Source organism: Sporosarcina sp. P32b, assembly GCF_002743335.1.
GTDB lineage: Bacteria > Bacillota > Bacilli > Bacillales_A > Planococcaceae > Sporosarcina.
The window spans coordinates 101854-123382 of sequence record NZ_PDZB01000003.1 but is presented as its reverse complement, the minus strand read 5'-3'; the positions used below and the strand labels follow the sequence as shown (position 1 = coordinate 123382).

The following is a 21529-nucleotide window of genomic DNA, read 5'->3' as shown; positions in this document are numbered from 1 at the left end:
AAGTTATGGCGGCTTTGTAACAACGCAGAAAAGATGGAGATTCGACCCAATTTCAGTGATTTTCCTCTTACACTCTACGGTTGTAAGCTGGGATTTCTGTTGTAGTTGCGAGTGCTTTATATTCCATTATTAGGAAAAGGACTAAATTGAGCGGGTAACGAGTATTATAGAGCGGGTGTTTCGTAGGTATGAGCGGTTAGAACATGCCATAGAGCGGGTATGCAAGAACTATGAGCGATTGACGAAAGCTTTGAGCGGGTAAGACGTTACTATGATCATTTGTAAATTCACTATGCCCCCTTACAATACGATAATCCTCCAATGTGAAAAAACGACCAGCTCCCCTTTATTAAATAGGAAGCCAGTCGTTTTAATTAGATGTTATCTATTATTTTTATAATCTCATCATAATCAGGATGTCCTTTGTGGAGATATATAATGAAGTGATCTACCTTTTTTACGGCCAACTGCTCGGTCTTACTGCCGATATACACCGGAAGATTGCCGGTTTCTTCAACTATATCAAGGCGCTTGTCAGATGGATCTAGTTTATAGAGATGTAATGGAAGTAAAGCGTCTCCATTGATCGTTAATACCATGCCACTTTCCGCTCTGAACATATCAATCGCAGCTTCATCTGGTTCGCTTACTGTTAAACCCACCTGTTCTAGCTGACTCACTACTTTTTGATATAATTCTTCATCATCCACTGCTGCAACGATGACTTCCTCTTCTTCTGGAATTTCAGGAGTCAGTTCGGTTGATGTCGCTGGTGGTGCTGTTTCTTCTTTATCATTGCATGCAACTAATACTACTGATAAACAGCTTAGTACAATGGCATAAAGAAACCATTTTTTCATAGTGCTCATATATTGATGTCCTTTCTATGCAAATCATTTTCTATCATTATTATACATCATTCTACAATTATACTTAATCTAATTCGTATTTCTAGACAAATAGTTGGTAACAAATTATGATGAATATACAGTACATAATAACCTATACTTAATAATAACTATTATTAATTAATAACTATTATAAATAAGGCTTTCTTTTTAAATTTAGCTCTGGTATAATAGTGTTTATAGGTTATAAACCAACAATCGAGGAGGAATGTATTTTGAACAACAATGATAATAATTCTCAAAAAAGAAAATTGACGACTGCTGCGGGTGCACCTGTAGTTGATAACCAAAACTCTATGTCAGCGGGTCCAAGAGGTCCACTTCTATTACAAGATGTATGGTTACTTGAAAAATTAGCGCACTTCGACCGTGAAGTGATTCCTGAACGTCGTATGCACGCAAAAGGATCTGGAGCCTACGGTACTTTCACTGTAACGCATGATATTACAAAGTATACGAAAGCAAAGTTATTTTCAGAGATTGGTAAACAGACGGAGATGTTCGCACGTTTCTCCACTGTTGCAGGTGAACGTGGTGCAGCAGATGCAGAGCGCGATATCCGCGGATTTTCTTTGAAGTTCTATACTGAAGAAGGAAACTGGGATATGGTCGGAAACAATACGCCTGTATTCTTCTTCCGTGATCCATTGCAATTCCCTGACTTGAATCACGCAGTAAAACGTGATCCACGTACAAACTTACGTAGTCCAACAAACAACTGGGATTTCTGGACTGGACTTCCTGAAGCATTACACCAAATCACTATTGTCATGAGCGACCGCGGTATACCTCGTTCATTCCGTGAAATGCACGGTTTTGGTAGCCATACATTCAGTATGATCAATGAGAACAATGAACGCCACTGGGTGAAGTTCCACTTCCGTTCCCAGCAAGGTATTGAAAACATGACAGATGAAGAGGCTGCAGCAACAGTTGCATCAGATCGTGAAAGTTCACAACGCGATTTGCTATCTAATATCGACAATGGCAATTTCCCTAAATGGAAAATGTACATTCAAGTGATGACAGAAGAACAAGCAATGGAAATGCCATACAATCCATTCGACTTAACAAAAGTTTGGTATAAAAAAGACTTCCCACTAATTGAAGTCGGTGAATTTGAATTAAATCGCAACCCTGAAAACTACTTTGCTGAAGTAGAACAAGCTGCGTTTACACCAGCAGCGGTCGTTCCGGGTATTGGATTCTCACCTGATAAAATGTTACAAGCTCGTCTATTCTCTTATGGCGATGCGCAACGTTATCGTTTAGGTGTCAATCACCACCAGATTCCTGTTAACGCACCAAAATGTCCGTTCCATAGTTTCCACCGCGATGGTGCAATGCGTGTGGATGGCAATATGGGCTCTACTACTCACTACGAGCCAAACAGCTATGGTGAGTGGCAAGAACAACCAGACTTCAAAGAGCCACCACTAAAAATTCACGGCGACGCCGATCACTGGGACTTCCGTGAAGATGACGATGATTACTTCACACAGCCTGGTAAGTTGTTCAATATTTTGAACTTAGAAGAGCAGCAGCGTTTATTTGAGAACACTGCACGGAATATGGGTGACGCTCCGAAAGAGATCAAAATCAAGCATATTCGTCACTGTTACTTAGCAGACCCGAAATACGGTGAAGGTGTAGCGAAAGCATTGGATATTCCGATGGCTGATGTAGATATTGAAAATACAACAACAATTGTAGAACAATAAAATCATATAAAAAACCGCTTGGAGCAAATCTCCAAGCGGTTTTTGTATTTTATGCTTTATCCCCTACACCATTTAATATATTGGCAATTAAGAGGCCAAGGACGATGGCGATAACACTCATGACAAACGGTGTACCACTTTCAGGCATACCAGGGTAAATCACAAAAATCGAACCGATGATTAATCCCATGATGATGGCAAACATTCCGGTATGGAAATTGGCAAGAAGATAGCGTATTAATTTACTGCTAATTACAAACCCAAAGACTATCCCACAACCCGTCGCGATGATAATTGGTATGTTAAAGTCTGAAATTGCCGTAATGACTGAGGCATAAACGCCTAACAACAGGAGAATAAATGATCCACTGACACCTGGTAACAGCATCGCCATACTACCTGCCCAGCCTGATAGGAAAAGGATAATGGTGTTTTTCACTGTTAGATGTGTAATCGTAATGGGATCAATAGGATTCATAAAAGCTGTAGAAGCTAATGCTGCTGCCACTACTACCATCAACAAAACATGATGAAATTTAAAGTTTTTTCTCAGTCCTGCTTGCTTTGAAACAAATGGAATGACACCAACAATTAATCCTAAAAAGAAGTATTGCGTTGGTTCATGATAATGCTTCAGTAAATACGAGATCACTTTACTGAATAGAATGATCGTCGCTCCCATCCCGATACCAAGAGGAAGGAGAAACCCAATATGTTTCTTCCAGTCTTTACTAAAAAATCCACTTATCGAAATAAGTAATTGATCATAAATCCCTAATATAAATGCTATCGTTCCGCCACTTACTCCGGGAACCAGGTCACTGATGCCCATTAAAAAACCGCGGTATAAATTTCTCCATTCCATGCTAATTGTTCCCCCAATGATTTCATTCCGTTTAGTATATCATGCTGTGTTGTACTAATAATAGTTCACCACTACTTATTTTCTTTATATGTTACAGCTATTTGGACAGCATATGAACTTCTTTACGTAAATAGGACTTTACAAAACAAAAGTTGTTCCATTGTTAGACAAAAACAATGAAACAACTTCACATTAATAATCATCCATTTCAGATACTGTTACAAATTTATAGCCTTGAGACTGTAGATTTTCGAGTACCGCGTCTAGTCCATCCGCTGTGGATTTATGAATATCATGCATTAAAATAATACTTCCTGCACGGGTAGCTTCCGTGACATGTTCTAATAACAGCTCTGGATCATGATGCTCCCAGTCCAATGTATCCACATTCCATAACACTACAGGTAATTTCGTACTTTCTCGTACTCGATCATCAACAGCCCCATATGGAGGTCTGAAAACAGTTGCAGGTTGTCCTGTTATCGCTTCAATGATATCGGATGTACCTTTCACTTCACTTTGAAGTGCAACATCAGTAACCCCCGTCAAGGAAGGATGATTCCAAGAATGGTTACCTATCTCATGTCCAGCTTCAGCTACCTTCTTGGCAATTGAAGGATATGAATGAACTCTATTGCCCAGCATAAAGAATGTAGCTTTTGCATTATATTTCTCGAGCGTTTCTAAAATCCTGACTGTATAGTTTGGATCGGGACCATCATCAAACGTCAAAGCAATGGTTTTTTCTTTCTTCTCGTCTTCAGTCGCCACTTGAAATTCCTTTGCTAAGAAGGAATTCAATTTTCGTAGTGGGATTTCTACTGTTGCCGGTCCAGCTTGCTTCTTTGTAAATTCACCAGTTCCGAAATAAAGAATTAATGAATCGTCTGTTAAAGCGAAGTTACGATAGTTTACCCACATGGGTTCAGTAGGTTGCCATACACTTTCCTTAATCACATCATCTTGCAGTGACGGACTATGATATATTTCGTTACGCACTACACTCGCCATTCGTTTTAGCTTTTCCAGATCATGATCTACAATATCTTCAATCGTTAGTTCGTCCCCTGTTTCAGGATTGATATGAAATGTTTGTATTTCCTTGTGACTATCTTGATCAGCAAAGTACGTAACAGCTTGCATAACAAAAGAATAATTTCCCGAAAGATGCTGGAGTGTTTCAAAAGATACATCTAACTTAGACACTCTATTTTTCTTTTGTTGTTTATTGGCATAGGCCGTTTTCAATTCATCTACAGAGTCTAACACTTGCTGATTAAAGCCATCGTACTCTGTTTGCGGATAACGAATGACAAAAGGATACTGTGATTCACTGGCTTTCTCAGATAAAATTTTTATACCTGGGTAGGGTGATGTACTCGACTCTACCGACACTTTCTGCTTCGGTGCAGGTATGACTTCATGTGTTACCTGTTTAGTAGAGCTAGTATCTTTAGTTTTCATTACATTCACTATTAATAGTAGCGTAATAGATACCAATGTTATGATTGTGATAATTAACGCACTATCGATCCATACTGATCGACGTCTTTTATTTGAATCTTTCATGAAAGGACTCCTTTACTACTCACTGCCTAGCACTGATTGAACATTACAGTTTACTAGCGACAGAACTACTATACCCTTTACGATCAAAAAGTATTCTGTATTCAACTCATACATTTTACAATGAGCTATCTTTAATTATAATCGACATGTATGAAAGTATTTCCATCTCCTAGTATACAACAAATTAGTCATGATACAAAGCGGTGTTTAGTTGTGTTTCGCTTTCAAAAAGGCATTTTGGTGAAATAGCTTTTTGAATCCTTTGCTCGAAATTGAAATTATGCTATACTATTCTGGGCCCGATTCTTGCAAATTCGGGTTCAAGGGACACACGATCCCTTTGTACACACCGATCTCGGCTGTTGTCTATTGCAAAGATCAAACAGAAGGCGGTAATTTACATGGAAAAGAAAGACTATCGAGTATTATTGTTTTATAAGTATGTAACGATTGAGGAACCTGAAGAGTTTGCGGCTTCACATTTGGAATTCTGTAAGGAAACTGGATTAAAAGGACGTATCCTTGTAGGAGCAGAAGGCATCAACGGTACTTGTTCCGGAACAATCGAACAAACGGATGCGTATATGGAGCATATGAAAGCCGATCCACGTTTTGCTGATGTATGGTTTAAAATTGATGAAACAGATGGCCACGCATTCAAGAAAATGCACGTTCGCTTCCGTCCAGAGATTGTCAATCTTAGCTTACCTGAAGATGTCAATCCGTTGGAAATTACGGGTGAATATTTAGAACCTGAAGAGTTCTTACAGCAAATGCAAGATGAGAACACAATTGTATTAGATGCTCGTAATGATTACGAGTATGACCTAGGTCATTTCCGTGGCGCAATCCGCCCGGATATCGAAAACTTCCGTGATCTTCCTGAATGGGTAATTGAAAACAAAGAACAACTTGAAGGTAAGAAAATTCTTGCGTATTGTACGGGTGGGATTCGTTGTGAGAAGTTCACTGGCTGGTTGAAACGTGAAGGATTCGAAGATGTAGCCCATTTGCACGGCGGTATCGTTTCTTACGGTAAAGACCCTAAAGCAAAAGGACAGTTATGGGACGGTCAATGCTACGTATTTGATGAGCGTATTGCAGTTCCAATTAACCAAGTAGAACATGTCATCGTAGGCCGCGATCATTTTGATGGCACACCATGTGAACGCTATGTAAACTGTGCAAACCCTGAGTGTAATGCGAAGATTCTATGCTCGGAAGAGAACGAGCACTTCTATATGCGCAGTTGTTCAGACGATTGCCGTACACATCCTCGTAACCGTTATTTTGTGGAACACGATATGACAGTGGATGAATACGACGCACGAATGGCAAAAATTGAAGAAGCACGCACGCACGAAACCATTTCTTAATACATGAACAGCCAGCATCCTTTTATAGGAGCTGGCTTTTTCTTTATTATGTAACGACTTACACTACTTTCCATTTGTTGCTCTGCAACTCTTCAACCAAACTTGCCTGCAATATAATCTTTCGTCTCAGAATTTAATGGGTTGTTAAATATTGTGGCTGTCTGCCCATACTCTTTTACTTCACCATTTAGAAAGAAAGCTGTGAAATCAGATATTCGTGCAGCTTGTTGCATATTATGCGTGACGATGATGATCGTATAGTGCTCTTTTAACGTTTGGATTAGTTCCTCCACTTTAGCAGTAGAGATTGGATCTAGAGCTGAAGTAGGTTCATCCATCAATAATATATCCGGCTTGGTCGCTAAAGTTCGTGCAATGGTTAAGCGTTGCTGTTGCCCGCCTGAAAGTCCTGTAGCAGACTGGTCTAAGTGATCTTTTACTTCGTCCCACAAAGCAGCTGCGCGCAGATTCTCTTCCACAATTTCATCCAGTACTTTTTTATTTCTTTCTCCATGAATACGAGGCCCATATGCAATGTTTCCATAAATCGAAAACGGAAAGACCGAGGCATGTTGAAATACCATTCCAACCTTCTTTCGCAATTCTACTGGATCAATAGATGATTCTATTATATTTTCTTTACCGATCCAAATTGCTCCTTCGGTCTTCACTCCAGGAATTAAATCGTTCATACGGTTCATTGTCCGCAAAAAAGTTGATTTTCCACATCCTGACGGCCCTATGAGCGCAGTGATTTTCTTTTCTTCAAACTTCAGATTGATATCTTTTAGTGCATGGTGGGTATCATAATAGAATTGCAGATTTTCTGTTTGTATGACTGATTGTTCGATAGTTTCCACTACATTCATTTCAATCTCCCCTATCCAATGCGTCCGTTAATATAATGTGCGGTTTGTTCATGACGTGGATTAGTAAAAACTTGTTCAGTGGGTCCATGCTCAATGACACGCCCCATATAAAAATACGCTACTTCATCCGAGATTCGTGCGGCTTGTTGCATATTATGTGTAACGATTACAATCGTATAGTCTTTTTTTAATTGTGATATCAGTTCTTCGATTTTTGTTGTCGAGACTGGATCAAGTGCAGATGCAGGTTCATCTAGTAATAAAACGCTTGGCTGCAGTGCAAGTGCTCTGGCGATACAAAGACGTTGTTGCTGCCCACCTGAAAGGCGCAAAGCAGATGTATGTAATTGATCTTTTACTTCTTCCCATAGTGCTGCTTTTTTCAGATTCTCTTCTACAATTCTTTGTAATTCCTTCTTATCTTTCACTCCGTAGCGCATGGGTCCAGCTGCTACGTTTTTAAAAATAGATTTGGCAAACGGTACGGGTCTTTGAAATACCATTCCAATCTGTTTACGTATTTCATGTAAATTTACATGGGGTGAGTGTAGATCTACCCCTTCGTAATAGATTGCTCCTTCTGTACGACAGGAGTCGACATCATCATTCATTCGATTAATAGAACGCAGAAAAGTGGATTTCCCACAGCCCGACGGACCGATTAATGCCGTAACGGATTGTTTTGGAAATGATAGACTGACTTGATCCACAGCACAATGCCCGCCATAATATACCGATAAATTAGTAGTTTGTAACACGGAACTGTATTGTAAGTCGGGACTGTCAGCTTGTTTAATCCTATTCGTCTTCATTGTGACAGGCTGTAAAGCGACCGATTGCATAAAGATCCTCCTTTTAGTTAGCACCCATTTTTTTAAACAATAAGTTCCCGATAAAGCGTGATGTAAAATTAAAGAATAAAATTGAGATGATCAATAATGCCGCCGCGCCGTCAGAGATTGCCGCTGCGTCCGGCATAATTCCTTCCCCATTAATTTTCCAAATGTGAACCGCCATGGTTTCAGCCGGTCTAAATGGATGTAAAGGAGATGTTGGTGACAACGGATTCCAGTTGGTGAAATCTATAATTGGTGTGCTCATTCCTGCTGTATAAATCAAGGCGGCCGCCTCTCCGAATACTCTTCCTGATGCCAGTATGATACCGGTCACAATACCAGGTAGTGCCGCCGGAAGTATGATGGTCGTAATGGTTTCCCATTTTGAAAAACCAAGCGCCCAGCCTGCTTCGCGCTGTGATTTCGGCACGTTATGAATAGACTGCTCAATGACCCGCACGAGTAACGGCAAATTGAATACCGAAAGTGCGAAGGCACCTGACAAAATGGAAAAACCCCAGCCCATATACAAAACGAAGAAGAGAAATCCAAATAATCCTACCACTATAGATGGTAATGAAGACAGCACTTCAATCAGTACGCGAATACAACGAATGATCCAGTGGTCTTTTGCATACTCCGCTAAATAAATACCGGCCCCAATTGCAATCGGCACCGAAATTATAAGTGTCAAAACTAATAAGTAAAAGGAATTAAATAGTTGAGGTCCCACCCCGCCACCCTCTTTGAAAATCTGAGGTGGAGACGTGATGAATTGCCAGCTAAGTTGAGGAACACCTTTTACAAAGACAAATCCAAGCAATCCTGCCAGAACTGTAATGATGATGCCTACAATGACATATAATCCAGCCGTGGCGAGTTGATCTTTCCTTTTAGCAGACATTAGCTACTTTTCCCCTTTCCAATCATTCGCACGGCGATCGTAAAGAAAAGCGACATTAGTAAAAGTACAAGTGCTAGTGACCAAAGCGCATTATTTTCTGCTTGTCCCATCACGGTATATCCCATGCCCATTGTTAAAATACTAGTGACTGTAGAGGCCGGTTCAAATAATGAATGCGGAATGACCGAAGCATTCCCAATGACCATCTGTACAGCTAAGGCTTCACCAAATGCTCGCGCCATTCCAAAAATGACAGCCATCAGTAAGCCGGGTTTCGCTGTTTTCAATACCACTTTACAAATCATTTGCCATCTTGTTGAACCAAGCGCCAGTGATGCTTCGCGTAATGAACGTGGCACCGCCTGAATAGCATCCAGTGCTAAACTCGTAACTGTCGGTAAGATCATGACCGATAAGACAATAGTCCCCGCAGCAATACCAAATCCGCTACCTGGAAATAGACCGCGTAAAAAAGGAACGACGACAGTTAATCCGATAAATCCATAGACAACGGAAGGAATACCTACTAACAACTCGATCACTGGCTGCATAATTCTCTTGCCCGTATTTGGCGCAATCTCGCTCATGAAAATGGCTGCGCCAATGGCAAGCGGTCCCGCAATTAGAGCGGAGATTCCTGTAACCGCTAATGAACCTACTAAAAATGGTAAGGCCCCAATAATAGGCTGACCCAGAGAATTTACTTCCGCTGGGTTCCAAGTCGTACCTGTGAAAAATTCTTTAACACTTCCATCATTTACGATGAACGTAGATACACCTTTCGAGAAAACTAGAAATAGAATCGCAGCAGTGATGGTTGCAGTCAAAGCCACTGAGAGGAAGGTTAGCCATTTACCAATTCGCTCCATACGCATTTTATTACTTTTTCTATACAATGGATGTTCCGTCTCTTTGATCATCTTCGCCATCATGTACGCTCCTTTCCAAAGTGGTGAGATGTGCAGTTTCTATCATTTTTTTATAATAGTCCCTTCCGCATCTCGTTCTACTTGCATCCCCGTTACCGGTAAGTAGTCCATTTCAGGAAGAACGGTTTCTTGTACATCATCCGAAAGTATATAATCGATGAAGTCCTTTGCGAGACCCGTTGCTTCTCCATTTGTATACATATGCTGGTAAGCCCAAATTTCCCATTTATTTGACTCGACGTTTTCTTGGTTTGGCGCAATACCATTAACCCGTAAAGCTGTAGTCGTTTGATCGAAATAAGAAAATGCTAAATAGCTGATTGCTCCCGGTGTTTCACTGACAATCTTTCGTACCGTACCCGAAGAGTCTTGTTCTTGTGCTTCGATTGGTTGTTTTCCTTGCAACGCAATGGTTTCAAAAGTAGCGCGTGTTCCAGATCCTTTTGCACGGTTTATGACAATAATCTCTTGATCGATTCCACCAAGCTCTTTCCAGTTTTTGATTTCTCCTGTAAAGATTCCAAGTAGTTCTTCAGTGGTAACGTCTTCTACGCCAGTATCTGGATGACTTACTGGACCCATTCCAACAACCGCCACTTTATAATCGACTAAGTTCGTCGCGTCCACACCTTCTTTTTCTTCTGCGAATATATCCGAGTTGCCAATATCTACTGCACCTTCGCTAATTTTACTTAAACCAGTTCCGCTTCCTCCACCTTGGACGTTAATAACGGACCCTGGATTTTTTGCCGAATACTGCTGTGCTGCTGCTTCTACTAAAGGTTGTAGTGCACTTGACCCTACTGCCGTGATGGGTTCAGTTTCTTGTTTTGCTTCTCCTTTTTCACTATCGCTCGCTTTCGTACTACTACAAGCCGCGATTACCCACGTACAAAGTAAAACAAATGCCAATACAGTTATTCGATTACGTTTCCTCATCACTGTGCCCCCTAGGATTTATCGTTTTAGTAAGAACTCTCTACTGCTTCTTTACTATAAGCAATGGATATTAAAGAGTGATGGATGAAACGTAAAGGTTGTGTAAAGGTTGTGTATAAATAGATACTACTCTAGATTTTTACAACCTAAGAAGGAATAATAAAAAGCCAAAGACGCAATCCTATATGGATTCGACTTCAGCCTACGTATGTATCTACAGTATTTAGTTTGTTACTTCTTCAAATTTATAACCAAATCCCCTGACAGTCTTAATATAGACTGGACTTTTTGTATCGGGTTCGATTTTTTCCCTCAGATGACTAATATGAACATCTACGATCCTAGAATCTCCAGTGTAGTCATAATTCCATATCGCATTTAACAACTGCTCGCGGTGTAGTACCTTTCCTGAATGTCGCATTAAGTATAAAAGGAGTTCAAATTCTTTTGGTGTTAATTCTAATGGGCTTCCATCTAAAAAGGCTTCAATTCGTTCTGGATGAACTAGTAAACTTCCATGACTAAGTTCTGCTACCGATTCTTTTCCTTGAATAGAATCCTGTAACTCTATTCTGCGCAAGATCGCTTTCACACGGGCAAGTACTTCTCGTGGACTGAATGGTTTTGTTAAGTAGTCATCTGCTCCAAGTTCGAGTCCAAGGACTTTATCAAATTCATCGCCTTTTGCCGTCAACATTAAAATAGGTGTATGAATCTTTTCCTGGCGAAGTTTTTTGCATACATCCATGCCATCCATTCCAGGCAGCATAATATCGAGCAAGAGTAAATCTGGTTCTTCAGATAGAGTCATCGAAATTGCTGCATTACCATCTCGGGCTACGTACACAGTGTATCCTGCCTGCTCCAAGTTGTATTGCAAAAGAGTAGCTATTGACTTTTCATCTTCCACAACCAAAATCTTTTTCATTTGGTTAGCTCCTTTACAGCTAGATCATTAATTTTTCTGAAAGTCTACGTCTCTACTCTACTTTGACGTCAAGAAAAAGTCCACTCAAATCATTATTGAATATTCTTTAATTGATTCATTTAAATGAATCCGGATGACCTTTTCATGTCAGTGCAATTAATTGACATCCATACTGCATGCTAGTAACCTTGTACTTAAGCTTACTATTAGTTAGTTGATAAGTTGAAATGTAGATAAAACTGGAGGAATTACTATGACACAAGAAATGCAAAGAGAAATTCATTTAGCAAATCGACCGAAAGGCTTGCCTACTATGGAAGCCTTCAATTTTGTAGAAAAACCTATGCCTGAGCTAAAAGACAATGAAGTTCTTGTTCGTACGCTATATGTATCTGTTGATCCGTACATGCGTGGAAGAATGATAGATGCAAAATCTTATATTCCACCTTTTAAACTAGATGAAGTGATTGCCGGTGGAGTTGTGGGTGAAGTCACAAAGTCTACTTCTGATTCATTCAAACCCGGAGATTTTGTAGTTGGGAACTTGAATTGGGCAGAGTATACGGCAGCTTCAGACAAAGAAGTACGTAAGATTGATCCAACTATCGCTCCAATTACTACACATTTAGGTATCCTTGGCATGACAGGCTTAACTGCATACTTCGGTCTACTCGATATCGGTAAGCCACAAGAAGGTGAAACAGTCGTCGTTTCTGGCGCTGCCGGAGCAGTTGGTTCAGTTGTGGGCCAAATCGCCAAAATGAAAGGTGCTAAAGTAATCGGGATTGCAGGCTCCCAGGAGAAGATCGAGTACTTGAAAAATGAACTCGGCTTTGATGAGGCAGTCAATTACAAACTAGATAGCTTCAAAGAAGACTTAGCTAAAGCTGCAGCTGACGGTGTAGATGTCTATTTCGATAATGTCGGCGGTGAAGTGACGGATGCAGTCTTCACATTACTTAATAAACATGCACGAATTGCACTATGTGGCGCTATTTCTTCTTACAATAAAGAAGGACAAGACGTAGGTCCTCGTATTCAATCTACGATGATCAAAACAAGTGCTTTGATGAAAGGCTTTACCGTAGGAGATTATGCGGCAGACTTCGCTACTGCATCAACTGATTTAGGTACATGGCTTTCTGAAGGTAAATTGAAGTATGAAGAAACGATTGTTGAAGGCTTCGATAATATTCCAGACGCATTTCTCGGTTTATTCGATGGAACAAATTTAGGAAAACAACTGGTCAAAGTCGCTGATTCTGAAACGACAAAATGATGATCAACTCACAATGAAAAAGGCTATCTCGAGAATTATCTCGGGATAGCCTTTTATCGTCCTTGTAAAAAAGCACCTGTACAGCAAAAAACTCTCCATACAAGGTGCTGACTATTTTATTAACCGAATATGCTCGTGCTGTGCAACGGCTGTACTTTTGCTTTCGGATCTAGGAACGCTTTCGCGTGGCTAATTGCGACAGGTGCTTCGCCCATACCGACCGCAATCAATTTCACTTTGCCATCGTATGTTGTGACATCACCAGCTGCATAAATGCCTTCAATATTCGTCTCCATGCGAGAGTTAACTATAATAGAATTACGATCCATTTCTAAGCCCCAGTCTTTCAATGGGCCGAGTGAGGAAATATTGCCGTAGTTGACTACAACATGATCGAATTCAAGTTCTTTCACGCTACCGTCTTTTTCTTTCAGTACAACTTTATCCAATGTGTCTCCGTCGCCCTGTAACTCACTTACAGCATGCGAAGTTAAAACATTGACACTAGACGCGCGCAGTTGATTGACACTTGTTTCATGCGCAGTAAAACGTTCTCTACGATGAATAAGTGTTACCTGGCTTGCGATATCTTCAAGCATCAATGCCCAGTCCAGTGCGGAGTCTCCCCCACCACAAACACAAATATTTTGATCTTTAAACATAGACAAGTCTTTGATACCATAGTGTAATGTCTTGCCTTCAAAAGTAGGTTCTTCTTTCAATCCGATTTTACGCGGTTGAAAAGCCCCTATTCCTGCAGTCAATAAAATGGTACGTGTCAAATGCTGTCCTTTATCCGTCGTTAAAACAAAGTGATCGTCCTTCTTTTCGATGGACATCGCTGCTTCCCCTAAACAAATTTCAGGCTTTGCATAGTGCGCTTGTGTCACTAAGTTTGCCACCAAATCCTTCGCCAAAATTTTAGGGAATCCGCCTACATCATAAATGTATTTATCAGGATATAGTTCGATCAATTGGCCGCCCAGCTGTGGCAAACTATCGATGATTTTGACAGACATCTCACGCATTCCCGCGTAAAACGAAGAAAATAATCCAGTTGGGCCTCCGCCGATAATCGTAATATCCACTATTTCTTGATTCATTTTAAACACTCCTATAATTATTTCTTTAATGAGAAGCTATTGGGGTGTACCACTTATGTTACCCAAGTCTATTATCCCCTATTCTAAAGAGAATAACATCTTTTTTGTATTCAGATTTCAGGGAAATGTTCTATGCAGTATTGCTCTGCTGATGCTTGTTCTTCTTCGTCCCACTCTACGTCAAACGTGCTTTCCGTTGCCAATTCATAAAATTGGTATGTTAACATTTTTCGCTGGCCATCCTTCACAGAATATAGCAAACGTAAGCCAGTACCCTCTTCATTGAACAGTTCATCTTCTTCATCGAACTTAACTGTCAATAGAAATTCGTAGCGCTGACCATCGATAATACCTGTTGGATCGACCAATTCTTGTACTTTACCATTTAATATTTGCATTATATTTCTCCTTCTTCCCGCTCACTTAGAGTTTACTCTCTCTATCCTACATCATTTCATAAGATTGTGGCAATTTATGAACGTCATTTTTGGTTAATTGTTTGCTTTTCTTTACTGGTTGCTAGAAAATGAAGGGATAGTCACACTTTATACGAACTAGGAGGAGTACAATGCTTACTTTTGAAGATTACGAGTATACTCGCCCAGATATTGAAAAACTACAAATAGAATTTAAGACGGCACTTGAACAATTTAAGCAGGCAAACTCATTCGAAGATCAAGCGAAAATTATGGAGCATATAAACATGTTGACGAGTGATTACAGTACGGCAGAAAACATCATGTATATACGTTCTTCGGTTGATACGAATGACAGCTTCTATCAAGATGAACGGGATTATTTTGATGAGATTGGACCACAATTCCAAGCTTTGCAAAGCGATTATTACCGAGCCGTCATCACCACACCCTTCCGAGCACAACTGGAAGAGAGATGGGGACCACAGCTATTTAAGCTTGCGGAGAATGCCGTTCATTCATATTCTGATGAAGTCTTGCCACTTTTACAACAAGAAAATAAACTAGTTTCTGAATACTCCACCCTTGTCGCTTCTGCACAAATTGAGTTCCAAGGCGAATTACTAACATTGGCACAACTTGGACCCTTTAAAGAGTCACTCGATCGTACGGTTAGAAAAGATGCTATGATTGCCACGGCTGATTTTTATGCGTCCAATGAAGATCATTTCGACAGGATTTTTGATCGACTCGTGGCTTTACGTCATGAAATTGCTACAAAGCTCGGATTTAAGAGCTTTACAGAACTCGGATACATACGTATGGACCGTATCGGCTATGATGCACATATGATGGAAAACTTCCGTAATCAGATTCGAACACATGTAGTGCCATTAGCCGAGAAGATTCGAGCTATGCAAAGTAGAAGAATAGGCATCTCTCAGATGAAGTTTTATGATGAACCATTGCATTACCCTGAGGGAAACCCTCAACCTAAAGGTTCTCCAGAATGGATTTTAGAAAACGGGCATAAAATGTATCAGGAGTTATCACGTGAAACCGGACGCTTTTTCGATTATATGAAACGAAAAAACTTATTGGATTTAGTAGCAAAAAAGGGCAAAGAAGCTGGTGGCTATTGTACATTTATAGAAAATTATGATTCACCGTTTATCTTCTCTAACTTTAATGGAACTTCAGGTGATATTGACGTGTTGACGCATGAAGCTGGCCATGCGTTCCAAGTTTATTCTAGTCGTTCGATTGGCATCCCCGAATATATATGGCCAACGACTGAAGCAGCAGAAATTCATTCCATGAGTATGGAGTTTTTCACTTGGTTCTGGATGGATCACTTTTTTGGTAGCGATGCAGAACGTTATCGCTATGCGCACTTACTAGAAAGTGTATTGTTTTTACCTTATGGAGTGGCGGTGGATGAGTTTCAACAACGCATTTATGACCATCCTGAAATGACACCTAGCGAACGCAAAGCCGTATGGAAGGATCTCGAGAACTTGTATTTACCTAATCGGGATTATGATGGACACCCCTATTTGGAACAAGGCGGTTTCTGGCAAAGACAAGGTCATATTTATGAAGTGCCGTTTTATTATATTGATTATGCATTGGCACAAATCTGCGCTCTCCAATTTTGGCAACGCTCACTAAACGATTTTGATGAAGCATGGACAGACTATTTGGCATTGTGTCAATTAGGGGGAAGTAAATCATTCCTGGAGCTCGTTGCAACTGCCCACTTGAGGTCACCCTTTGAAGATGGGACTGTTGAGTCGATCATGGATTTCGTTAGTGGTTGGCTGGTTGAGCATAAGATAGTTTAATTTTTGTGATTACAAATAAGGATGTACAGAATGTCGTGTTGACGACTTTCTGTACATCCTTTTTATAAATCAACTTTTGATAAAAAGCAAAAAGCCGTAATGGCTCTTCGCTTCTTTATTTCTCTTCTAAGGATGTTATCACATTAACCCTTTCGCATTACCGGCCGAATCGACATCCATATTGAGTGCTGCCGGTTTTTTTGGTAAACCAGGCATAGTCATGATGTCGCCTGTTAGACAAACTAAGAATCCTGCACCCAGTTTCGGTAAAATATTGCGGATTGTGATGGAAAAATCTGTCGGACGTCCTAACTTTTTTGGATCGTCGGAAAACGAGTACTGAGTCTTCGCCATACAGACCGGCAATAGATCCCAGCCATTCTTTTTGATTTCGGCTAAATCTTTCTTTGCTTGATCGGTCAATACGATGCCTGTGCCACCATATACTTTTTGAACAATCGCTGTGAGTTTTTCTTCTACTGATTGCTCTACTTCATAGATCGGTGCGAAATTATTTGGCTCTTCCATCACTTTTAGGACTTCTTTCGCCAATGCTTCCCCGCCTGCTCCACCGTCTTGCCAGACATCAGTTAAAGCCATTTTCACGTCATGATCTTGGCACCACTTCTGGACTTTCTGCAATTCATTATCGGAGTCCCCTACAAAACGATTAAGCGCGACGACAGGCTGCACTCCGAACGATAGAATCGTCTCAACATGCTTTTCCAAATTGACTAAACCATTTTCTACAGCTTGACTATTCTCAGCTTTTAATTCCTGCTTGGCTACTCCGCCATGCATTTTGAGCGCACGAATCGTTGTCACAAGAACGACTGCATCCGGTTGGAATTTACCGATGCGCGCTTTAATGTCCATAAACTTTTCTGCGCCTAAATCCGATCCGAATCCTGCTTCTGTCACGACATAGTCAGCCAGATTACGGGCTGTATTCGTTGCGATCAACGAATTACAACCATGCGCAATATTTGCAAACGGTCCACCGTGAATTAAAGCTGGCGTACCTTCGATCGTTTGGACGAGATTGGGTTTGAATGCATCTTTAAGCAGAAGCGTCAACGCACCCTCTACACCTAAATCACGCACAGTCACAGCTTCTTTTTCATACGTATAGCCGATCACGATATCGGACAAGCGCTCTTTCAAGTCTTGCAAACTAGTCGCCAGACAGAATACAGCCATGATTTCGGATGCAACTGTAATATCGAAGCCATCTTCGCGTGGCACGCCTTGTGACGGCCCACCTAAACCAATCGTCACATGACGAAGCGCACGGTCATTCATATCCATGACGCGCTTCCATGTAATGCGGCGAGGATCAATGTGTAACACATTCCCCTGATGCAAATGGTTATCGATCATAGCGCTCAATGCGTTGTTTACCGTCGTAATGGCATGAAGGTCTCCAGTGAAGTGCAGATTGATGTCTTCCATAGGCAGTACTTGTGAGAAGCCACCGCCCGTCGCTCCACCTTTGACCCCCATTACCGGTCCTAATGAAGGTTCACGTAATGCAACCATTGTTTTCTTACCTAAACGGGAAAGTGCGTCGCCAAGACCAACAGTCACTGTCGATTTTCCTTCTCCAGCCGGTGTTGGACTAGTAGCAGTTACGAGTATAACTTTGGCTTGTGAAGTTTGTTTTGGAATGAGGTCTACATTGATTTTCGCTTTGTACTTACCATATAGCTCTAGTGCATCCAATGGAATTCCTGCTTTATCTGCAATATCCTCAATGGGTTGCATAGTTGCTTTTGAAGCAATTTCCAAATCCGTCAGTGTCTTTACTTCTTTCGTCACTACTTCCACTGCCTTTCTATACCGGTTATATTGTTTAATTCGAAATGGCTAAAACGATTTTACCGAATTGTACACTGTCATCTAGCTTAGTAAATGCCTCATTTGCTTTTTCAAGAGGGATCACTGAATCAATCACAGGATGAATTTGATGTTCTTCAACTAACGCTAACATATCCCGTAATTCTTCACGACTTCCCATCGTAGTGCCTAGTAACGAATACTGACCATAAAAGAATTCGCGTAAGTTCAGTTCGACGGTATCTTCTGTCGTTGCACCAAACACTACGATCCGACCACCTTTTTTAAGAATTTCAAGAGAACGATTGAATGTTGCTCTTCCCACACTCTCAATCACAAGATCCACATGTTCATCTTTTAGTTCGGTTGGCCAATCACTATTCGTATCAAGTGCTACATCTGCACCAATTTTTATTGCGTGTTTTCTTTTATCTTCACTTCTTGAAGATACGATAACACGCGCTCCCATTTTCTTCGCAAATTGAATCATATAGGTCGCGACTCCACTTCCTGCTCCAGGAATAAAGACGGTTTGTCCTTCTTCTATACGGCCCCTCGTCACCAATGCTCGATAACCTGTAAGCCCTGCTAGAGCGATGACTGCAGCTTCATTCCATGTAAGATGTGATGGCTTTTTCTCTAGCTGTTCTGAAGATATGCAAATCTTTTCAGCAAACGTACCATGATCTGGCATACCTAGAATATCAAATTCAGCCGGTGGCGCATCGCTTTCTTCGAACCATCGAAGTGCTGGATTGATAATGACTTCATCTCCAACATTCCAACCGGTTACACCTTCTCCGATTGATTCGATCGTGCCTGCGCCGTCTGAGCCTAATGCCAATGGTTCTTTAGCGTCCCCACGTCGTTTGGGTATAGCCGTATCACGTCGATTGAGTCCTGCTGTTTTCAATGCGACAATTACTTCACCTTTTCCAGCCGAGGGATCGGCGATATCTGTATAGTGCAACACACCATTTTCATGAACGAATGCTTTCAATCAATTCATCCTCCTTGGGTTTATCTACGATTCTATCATAACGCATTTCTTTCTATTTTCCTACATTTCACGCTATTTGATTAATAATTATTTGGGAATAAAGGGTGTGGCTGACGGGATGTTAGGGTGGGGATTTGCGCTTCGGAGGGTGCGATTTCTGGAGCTTCCATCCCTTCGTACTCTCCATGCTTATCCCACTTATATTTTTAAACGTCAGGTCTATGTAAAAACGATGCCCCTCGAAGTATAATTACTTCAAGGGACATCGTTTTATAGTGTACGTCTTTTATATTTAGCAAGCTCGAGTAGTTCTAGTACATCTTTCTTAGGAAGACGGATAGCTAACTCCATCAGCTCTTTTTCAGCTGATCGACGTCCTTTACCGCTGCGATACTTCTCTTTATTCACCACGTCGATTTCTGCATATAGCTCATCAATTTCTGTTGGCCATTTACCAGAGGATTCGACATTCATCGTTTCACGTAGACGATCATAGAGTGATTCTACTGTATTACCTGTCGCTTTAAAATATGGAGTAAATGTTACCTCCCCCATAATTAACTCATCGGTAGAAACAGAAAAACGCTCTGAAATTTTAGCGATCCATGCAGCGGACGGTGCGTTCTTGCCACGTTCCCAATCTTTAATTCGGCTAGCCGATGTGCCGATTGCCGCGCCAAATGCCATCATCGATAGTCCCCGACGTTCTCTCAGTGCTTTCAAACGCAATCCAAAATCATCCTTACTCCATTCGTTCAACGAAATACCCCCTGTATGACCTGTATTGTATTAATTTTATTATCAAAACAGTCTTCTTGTCAATTTATTTATTTATGAAATTTTTACTATAGTTAAAATTACTAAAAAGTGAATGATACCAGTTAATAGCCGCTTCTTTGACGTGCGTAGTTTTCTTCATTTTTATCAATATAAGCTTGAATAATTTGTTCTTCAGTAAATCCGAGCGTATTCGCAAGTACACCGTAATTCACCCAGATTTTTTTATAATCTTCAAATGTTAATGAATCCAAAAATGCATAAATAGCTTGGCCTGTTTGAATGAATTGTTGTGTCAGATTTTGATCTGTAGCCTCGCCTGTTGGCCATTCTTCCAATCCTTCAAAGCCTTTTTCAATTCCTAAAGACAATAAGAAATGAATAGAATCTACATATTCTTCTAAAATGACGTCATCTGCTGATGGACCTTTTGTGCTCCAGAATTTAAAACAACGTGTTTCGTTAGCTAACTCGGAAAGTTCGACTACTAATGCCAAACCTCTTTCAGTAAACGTCTCATTCGTTTGATGATTTTTTTGAATATATGTATCAAGCGCTCTTTGCATTTCAAATAGTTGATGTAATTTCATTCAAATTCCCTCCACCATTTTATTATAAAATGAAACCTTTTCTCATGCTCATCCGTATAGTAAAGTACTATATCGTTTGCAGGAGCTGATTTCATGGTTTTATTGATCCGCGTCTTTATTATAGCACTTGTGATTTATTTATTTTATGCCGGAATTCGCTATTTGACAGACGCTAAGCGAAAGCTGGACGAAGCGTATGAAAAAGAACAATATTATTTTTATGATGACATTAAAAACATCCGTAAAAACTTCTTTATTACGTATAAAGGTGCGATGTTTGAAGGTGAGAAATATTTAGGCACCACGACTGATTCCTTTGATGTTGTTTCCATTTTCATTTGGGTGAAAAATGAGGCAAAGTTACAAGGTATGACGAAAGAGGACTTTCATTTCCTTGAATCCGAAGTACGGACGAATTATCCTCATGCCGAGATCAATTGGAAGAACCCCATTGAACAATTAATGAATTCTTGAGTAGACGGAAATAGCTAAGACTAGCTATTTCCGCTTTTTTATATCAAAATGTCATTGTCGTTGGCAATTTCACACCATATATAGCAAGTAGCAACACAATATCCACCATCATCAGAAGAAGAAATCCAATACGGAAATTGGTCTTTCTTGTTTTGTGATGAAAGAATTGCATGCCAAAGTACGCACCTACTCCACCGCCAAGCAATGCTAGTAGCCATAAGTTTCGCTCAGGCACACGTTGCTTCTTCTTTTGAGCTTGTCTTTTATCGTATCCCATTGCCCCAAATGCCCAGAGTGACAGGATGACCATATAAATCAATAGAGTTTGCGCCATTTCAGCCATTCCTCCATACGAAAAAAATCCAC

The 21529-nt window shown here is 40.5% G+C and carries 21 protein-coding genes; 5 read left to right on the top strand and 16 right to left on the bottom strand.

Features of this window, described 5'->3' with window-relative positions; translation table 11 throughout:
* Nucleotides 1–374: 374 nt before the first annotated feature.
* A complete protein-coding gene (locus CSV64_RS03710; RefSeq protein ID WP_099632853.1) occupies nt 375–869 on the bottom strand; it encodes a hypothetical protein in 495 nt (164 codons plus the stop codon).
* 335 nt (nt 870–1204) lie between these two features.
* Here CSV64_RS03710 and CSV64_RS03705 point away from each other — a divergent pair, with 335 nt between their 5' ends.
* Nucleotides 1205–2629: a catalase gene (locus tag CSV64_RS03705; protein WP_233190372.1), complete on the top strand. Its 1425-nt coding sequence runs from the start codon at nt 1205–1207 to the stop codon at nt 2627–2629.
* Nucleotides 2630–2678: 49 nt separating this feature from the next.
* On the opposite strand, the gene CSV64_RS03700 is transcribed toward CSV64_RS03705, so the two are convergent.
* Both CSV64_RS03700 and CSV64_RS03695 read right to left on the bottom strand, forming a co-directional pair.
* Entirely contained in the window at nt 2679–3494 is an 816-nt protein-coding gene (locus CSV64_RS03700) for a DUF368 domain-containing protein (RefSeq protein ID WP_099632851.1), read from the bottom strand.
* A gap of 192 nt (nt 3495–3686) precedes the next feature.
* A complete protein-coding gene (locus CSV64_RS03695) occupies nt 3687–5063 on the bottom strand; it encodes a polysaccharide deacetylase family protein (protein ID WP_099632850.1) in 1377 nt (458 codons plus the stop codon).
* A 401-nt stretch (nt 5064–5464) separates the two neighbouring features.
* Here CSV64_RS03695 and trhO point away from each other — a divergent pair, with 401 nt between their 5' ends.
* The gene (gene trhO / locus CSV64_RS03690; RefSeq protein WP_099632849.1) at nt 5465–6439 is read left to right on the top strand and encodes an oxygen-dependent tRNA uridine(34) hydroxylase TrhO; all 975 of its coding nucleotides are present in this window, start codon (nt 5465–5467) and stop codon (nt 6437–6439) included.
* A 92-nt stretch (nt 6440–6531) separates the two neighbouring features.
* On the opposite strand, the gene pstB (CSV64_RS03685) is transcribed toward trhO, so the two are convergent.
* The 6 genes from pstB (CSV64_RS03685) to CSV64_RS03660 all read right to left on the bottom strand — a co-directional run bounded on the left by pstB (CSV64_RS03685) (nt 6532) and on the right by CSV64_RS03660 (nt 11844).
* The gene (gene pstB, locus CSV64_RS03685) at nt 6532–7308 is read right to left on the bottom strand and encodes a phosphate ABC transporter ATP-binding protein PstB (RefSeq protein ID WP_099632848.1); all 777 of its coding nucleotides are present in this window, start codon (nt 7306–7308) and stop codon (nt 6532–6534) included.
* An 11-nt stretch (nt 7309–7319) separates the two neighbouring features.
* On the bottom strand, nt 7320–8120 hold the full coding sequence (gene pstB, locus CSV64_RS03680; protein WP_199168350.1) for a phosphate ABC transporter ATP-binding protein PstB: 801 nt from the start codon (nt 8118–8120) through the stop codon (nt 7320–7322).
* Nucleotides 8121–8163: 43 nt separating this feature from the next.
* A complete protein-coding gene (gene pstA / locus CSV64_RS03675) occupies nt 8164–9048 on the bottom strand; it encodes a phosphate ABC transporter permease PstA (protein ID WP_099632846.1) in 885 nt (294 codons plus the stop codon).
* Nucleotides 9048–9980 (bottom strand): phosphate ABC transporter permease subunit PstC, encoded by a 933-nt coding sequence (gene pstC / locus CSV64_RS03670; RefSeq protein WP_099632845.1) that lies wholly within the window; start codon nt 9978–9980, stop codon nt 9048–9050. Before pstC ends, pstA begins: the two co-directional genes overlap by 1 nt.
* Nucleotides 9981–10019: 39 nt before the next feature.
* Complete coding sequence (locus CSV64_RS03665) at nt 10020–10916, bottom strand: phosphate ABC transporter substrate-binding protein PstS family protein (protein WP_099632844.1); 897 nt, start codon at nt 10914–10916, stop codon at nt 10020–10022.
* A 223-nt stretch (nt 10917–11139) separates the two neighbouring features.
* The gene (locus CSV64_RS03660; RefSeq protein ID WP_099632843.1) at nt 11140–11844 is read right to left on the bottom strand and encodes a response regulator transcription factor; all 705 of its coding nucleotides are present in this window, start codon (nt 11842–11844) and stop codon (nt 11140–11142) included.
* 253 nt (nt 11845–12097) lie between these two features.
* Between CSV64_RS03660 and CSV64_RS03655 the strand changes: the two genes are divergently transcribed.
* Nucleotides 12098–13123, top strand: coding sequence for an NADP-dependent oxidoreductase (locus CSV64_RS03655; RefSeq protein ID WP_233190365.1), 1026 nt, complete (start codon nt 12098–12100; stop codon nt 13121–13123).
* A 119-nt stretch (nt 13124–13242) separates the two neighbouring features.
* Here the strand turns inward: CSV64_RS03655 and CSV64_RS03650 are convergent, their stop codons facing one another.
* The gene (locus CSV64_RS03650) at nt 13243–14226 is read right to left on the bottom strand and encodes an NAD(P)/FAD-dependent oxidoreductase (RefSeq protein ID WP_099632842.1); all 984 of its coding nucleotides are present in this window, start codon (nt 14224–14226) and stop codon (nt 13243–13245) included.
* Between the two features lie 110 nt (nt 14227–14336).
* Entirely contained in the window at nt 14337–14624 is a 288-nt protein-coding gene (locus CSV64_RS03645) for a DUF6509 family protein (RefSeq protein ID WP_099632841.1), read from the bottom strand.
* 170 nt (nt 14625–14794) lie between these two features.
* Between CSV64_RS03645 and CSV64_RS03640 the strand changes: the two genes are divergently transcribed.
* Entirely contained in the window at nt 14795–16486 is a 1692-nt protein-coding gene (locus CSV64_RS03640; RefSeq protein WP_099632840.1) for a M3 family oligoendopeptidase, read from the top strand.
* Between the two features lie 138 nt (nt 16487–16624).
* On the opposite strand, the gene CSV64_RS03635 is transcribed toward CSV64_RS03640, so the two are convergent.
* From CSV64_RS03635 to CSV64_RS03620, 4 genes are all read right to left on the bottom strand, one after another.
* On the bottom strand, nt 16625–18304 hold the full coding sequence (locus CSV64_RS03635; RefSeq protein WP_099632839.1) for a formate--tetrahydrofolate ligase: 1680 nt from the start codon (nt 18302–18304) through the stop codon (nt 16625–16627).
* A 34-nt stretch (nt 18305–18338) separates the two neighbouring features.
* Nucleotides 18339–19322, bottom strand: coding sequence for a zinc-binding dehydrogenase (locus CSV64_RS03630; RefSeq protein ID WP_099632838.1), 984 nt, complete (start codon nt 19320–19322; stop codon nt 18339–18341).
* 270 nt (nt 19323–19592) lie between these two features.
* Nucleotides 19593–20081, bottom strand: a complete 489-nt coding sequence (locus CSV64_RS03625; RefSeq protein WP_158232974.1) for a helix-turn-helix domain-containing protein — start codon at nt 20079–20081, stop codon at nt 19593–19595.
* 122 nt (nt 20082–20203) lie between these two features.
* The gene (locus CSV64_RS03620; protein WP_099632836.1) at nt 20204–20689 is read right to left on the bottom strand and encodes a dUTP diphosphatase; all 486 of its coding nucleotides are present in this window, start codon (nt 20687–20689) and stop codon (nt 20204–20206) included.
* A 93-nt stretch (nt 20690–20782) separates the two neighbouring features.
* Here CSV64_RS03620 and CSV64_RS03615 point away from each other — a divergent pair, with 93 nt between their 5' ends.
* Complete coding sequence (locus tag CSV64_RS03615; RefSeq protein WP_099632835.1) at nt 20783–21163, top strand: sigma-w pathway protein ysdB; 381 nt, start codon at nt 20783–20785, stop codon at nt 21161–21163.
* A gap of 43 nt (nt 21164–21206) precedes the next feature.
* On the opposite strand, the gene CSV64_RS03610 is transcribed toward CSV64_RS03615, so the two are convergent.
* Nucleotides 21207–21497: a DUF1294 domain-containing protein gene (locus tag CSV64_RS03610; RefSeq protein ID WP_099633016.1), complete on the bottom strand. Its 291-nt coding sequence runs from the start codon at nt 21495–21497 to the stop codon at nt 21207–21209.
* Nucleotides 21498–21529 lie beyond the last annotated feature (32 nt).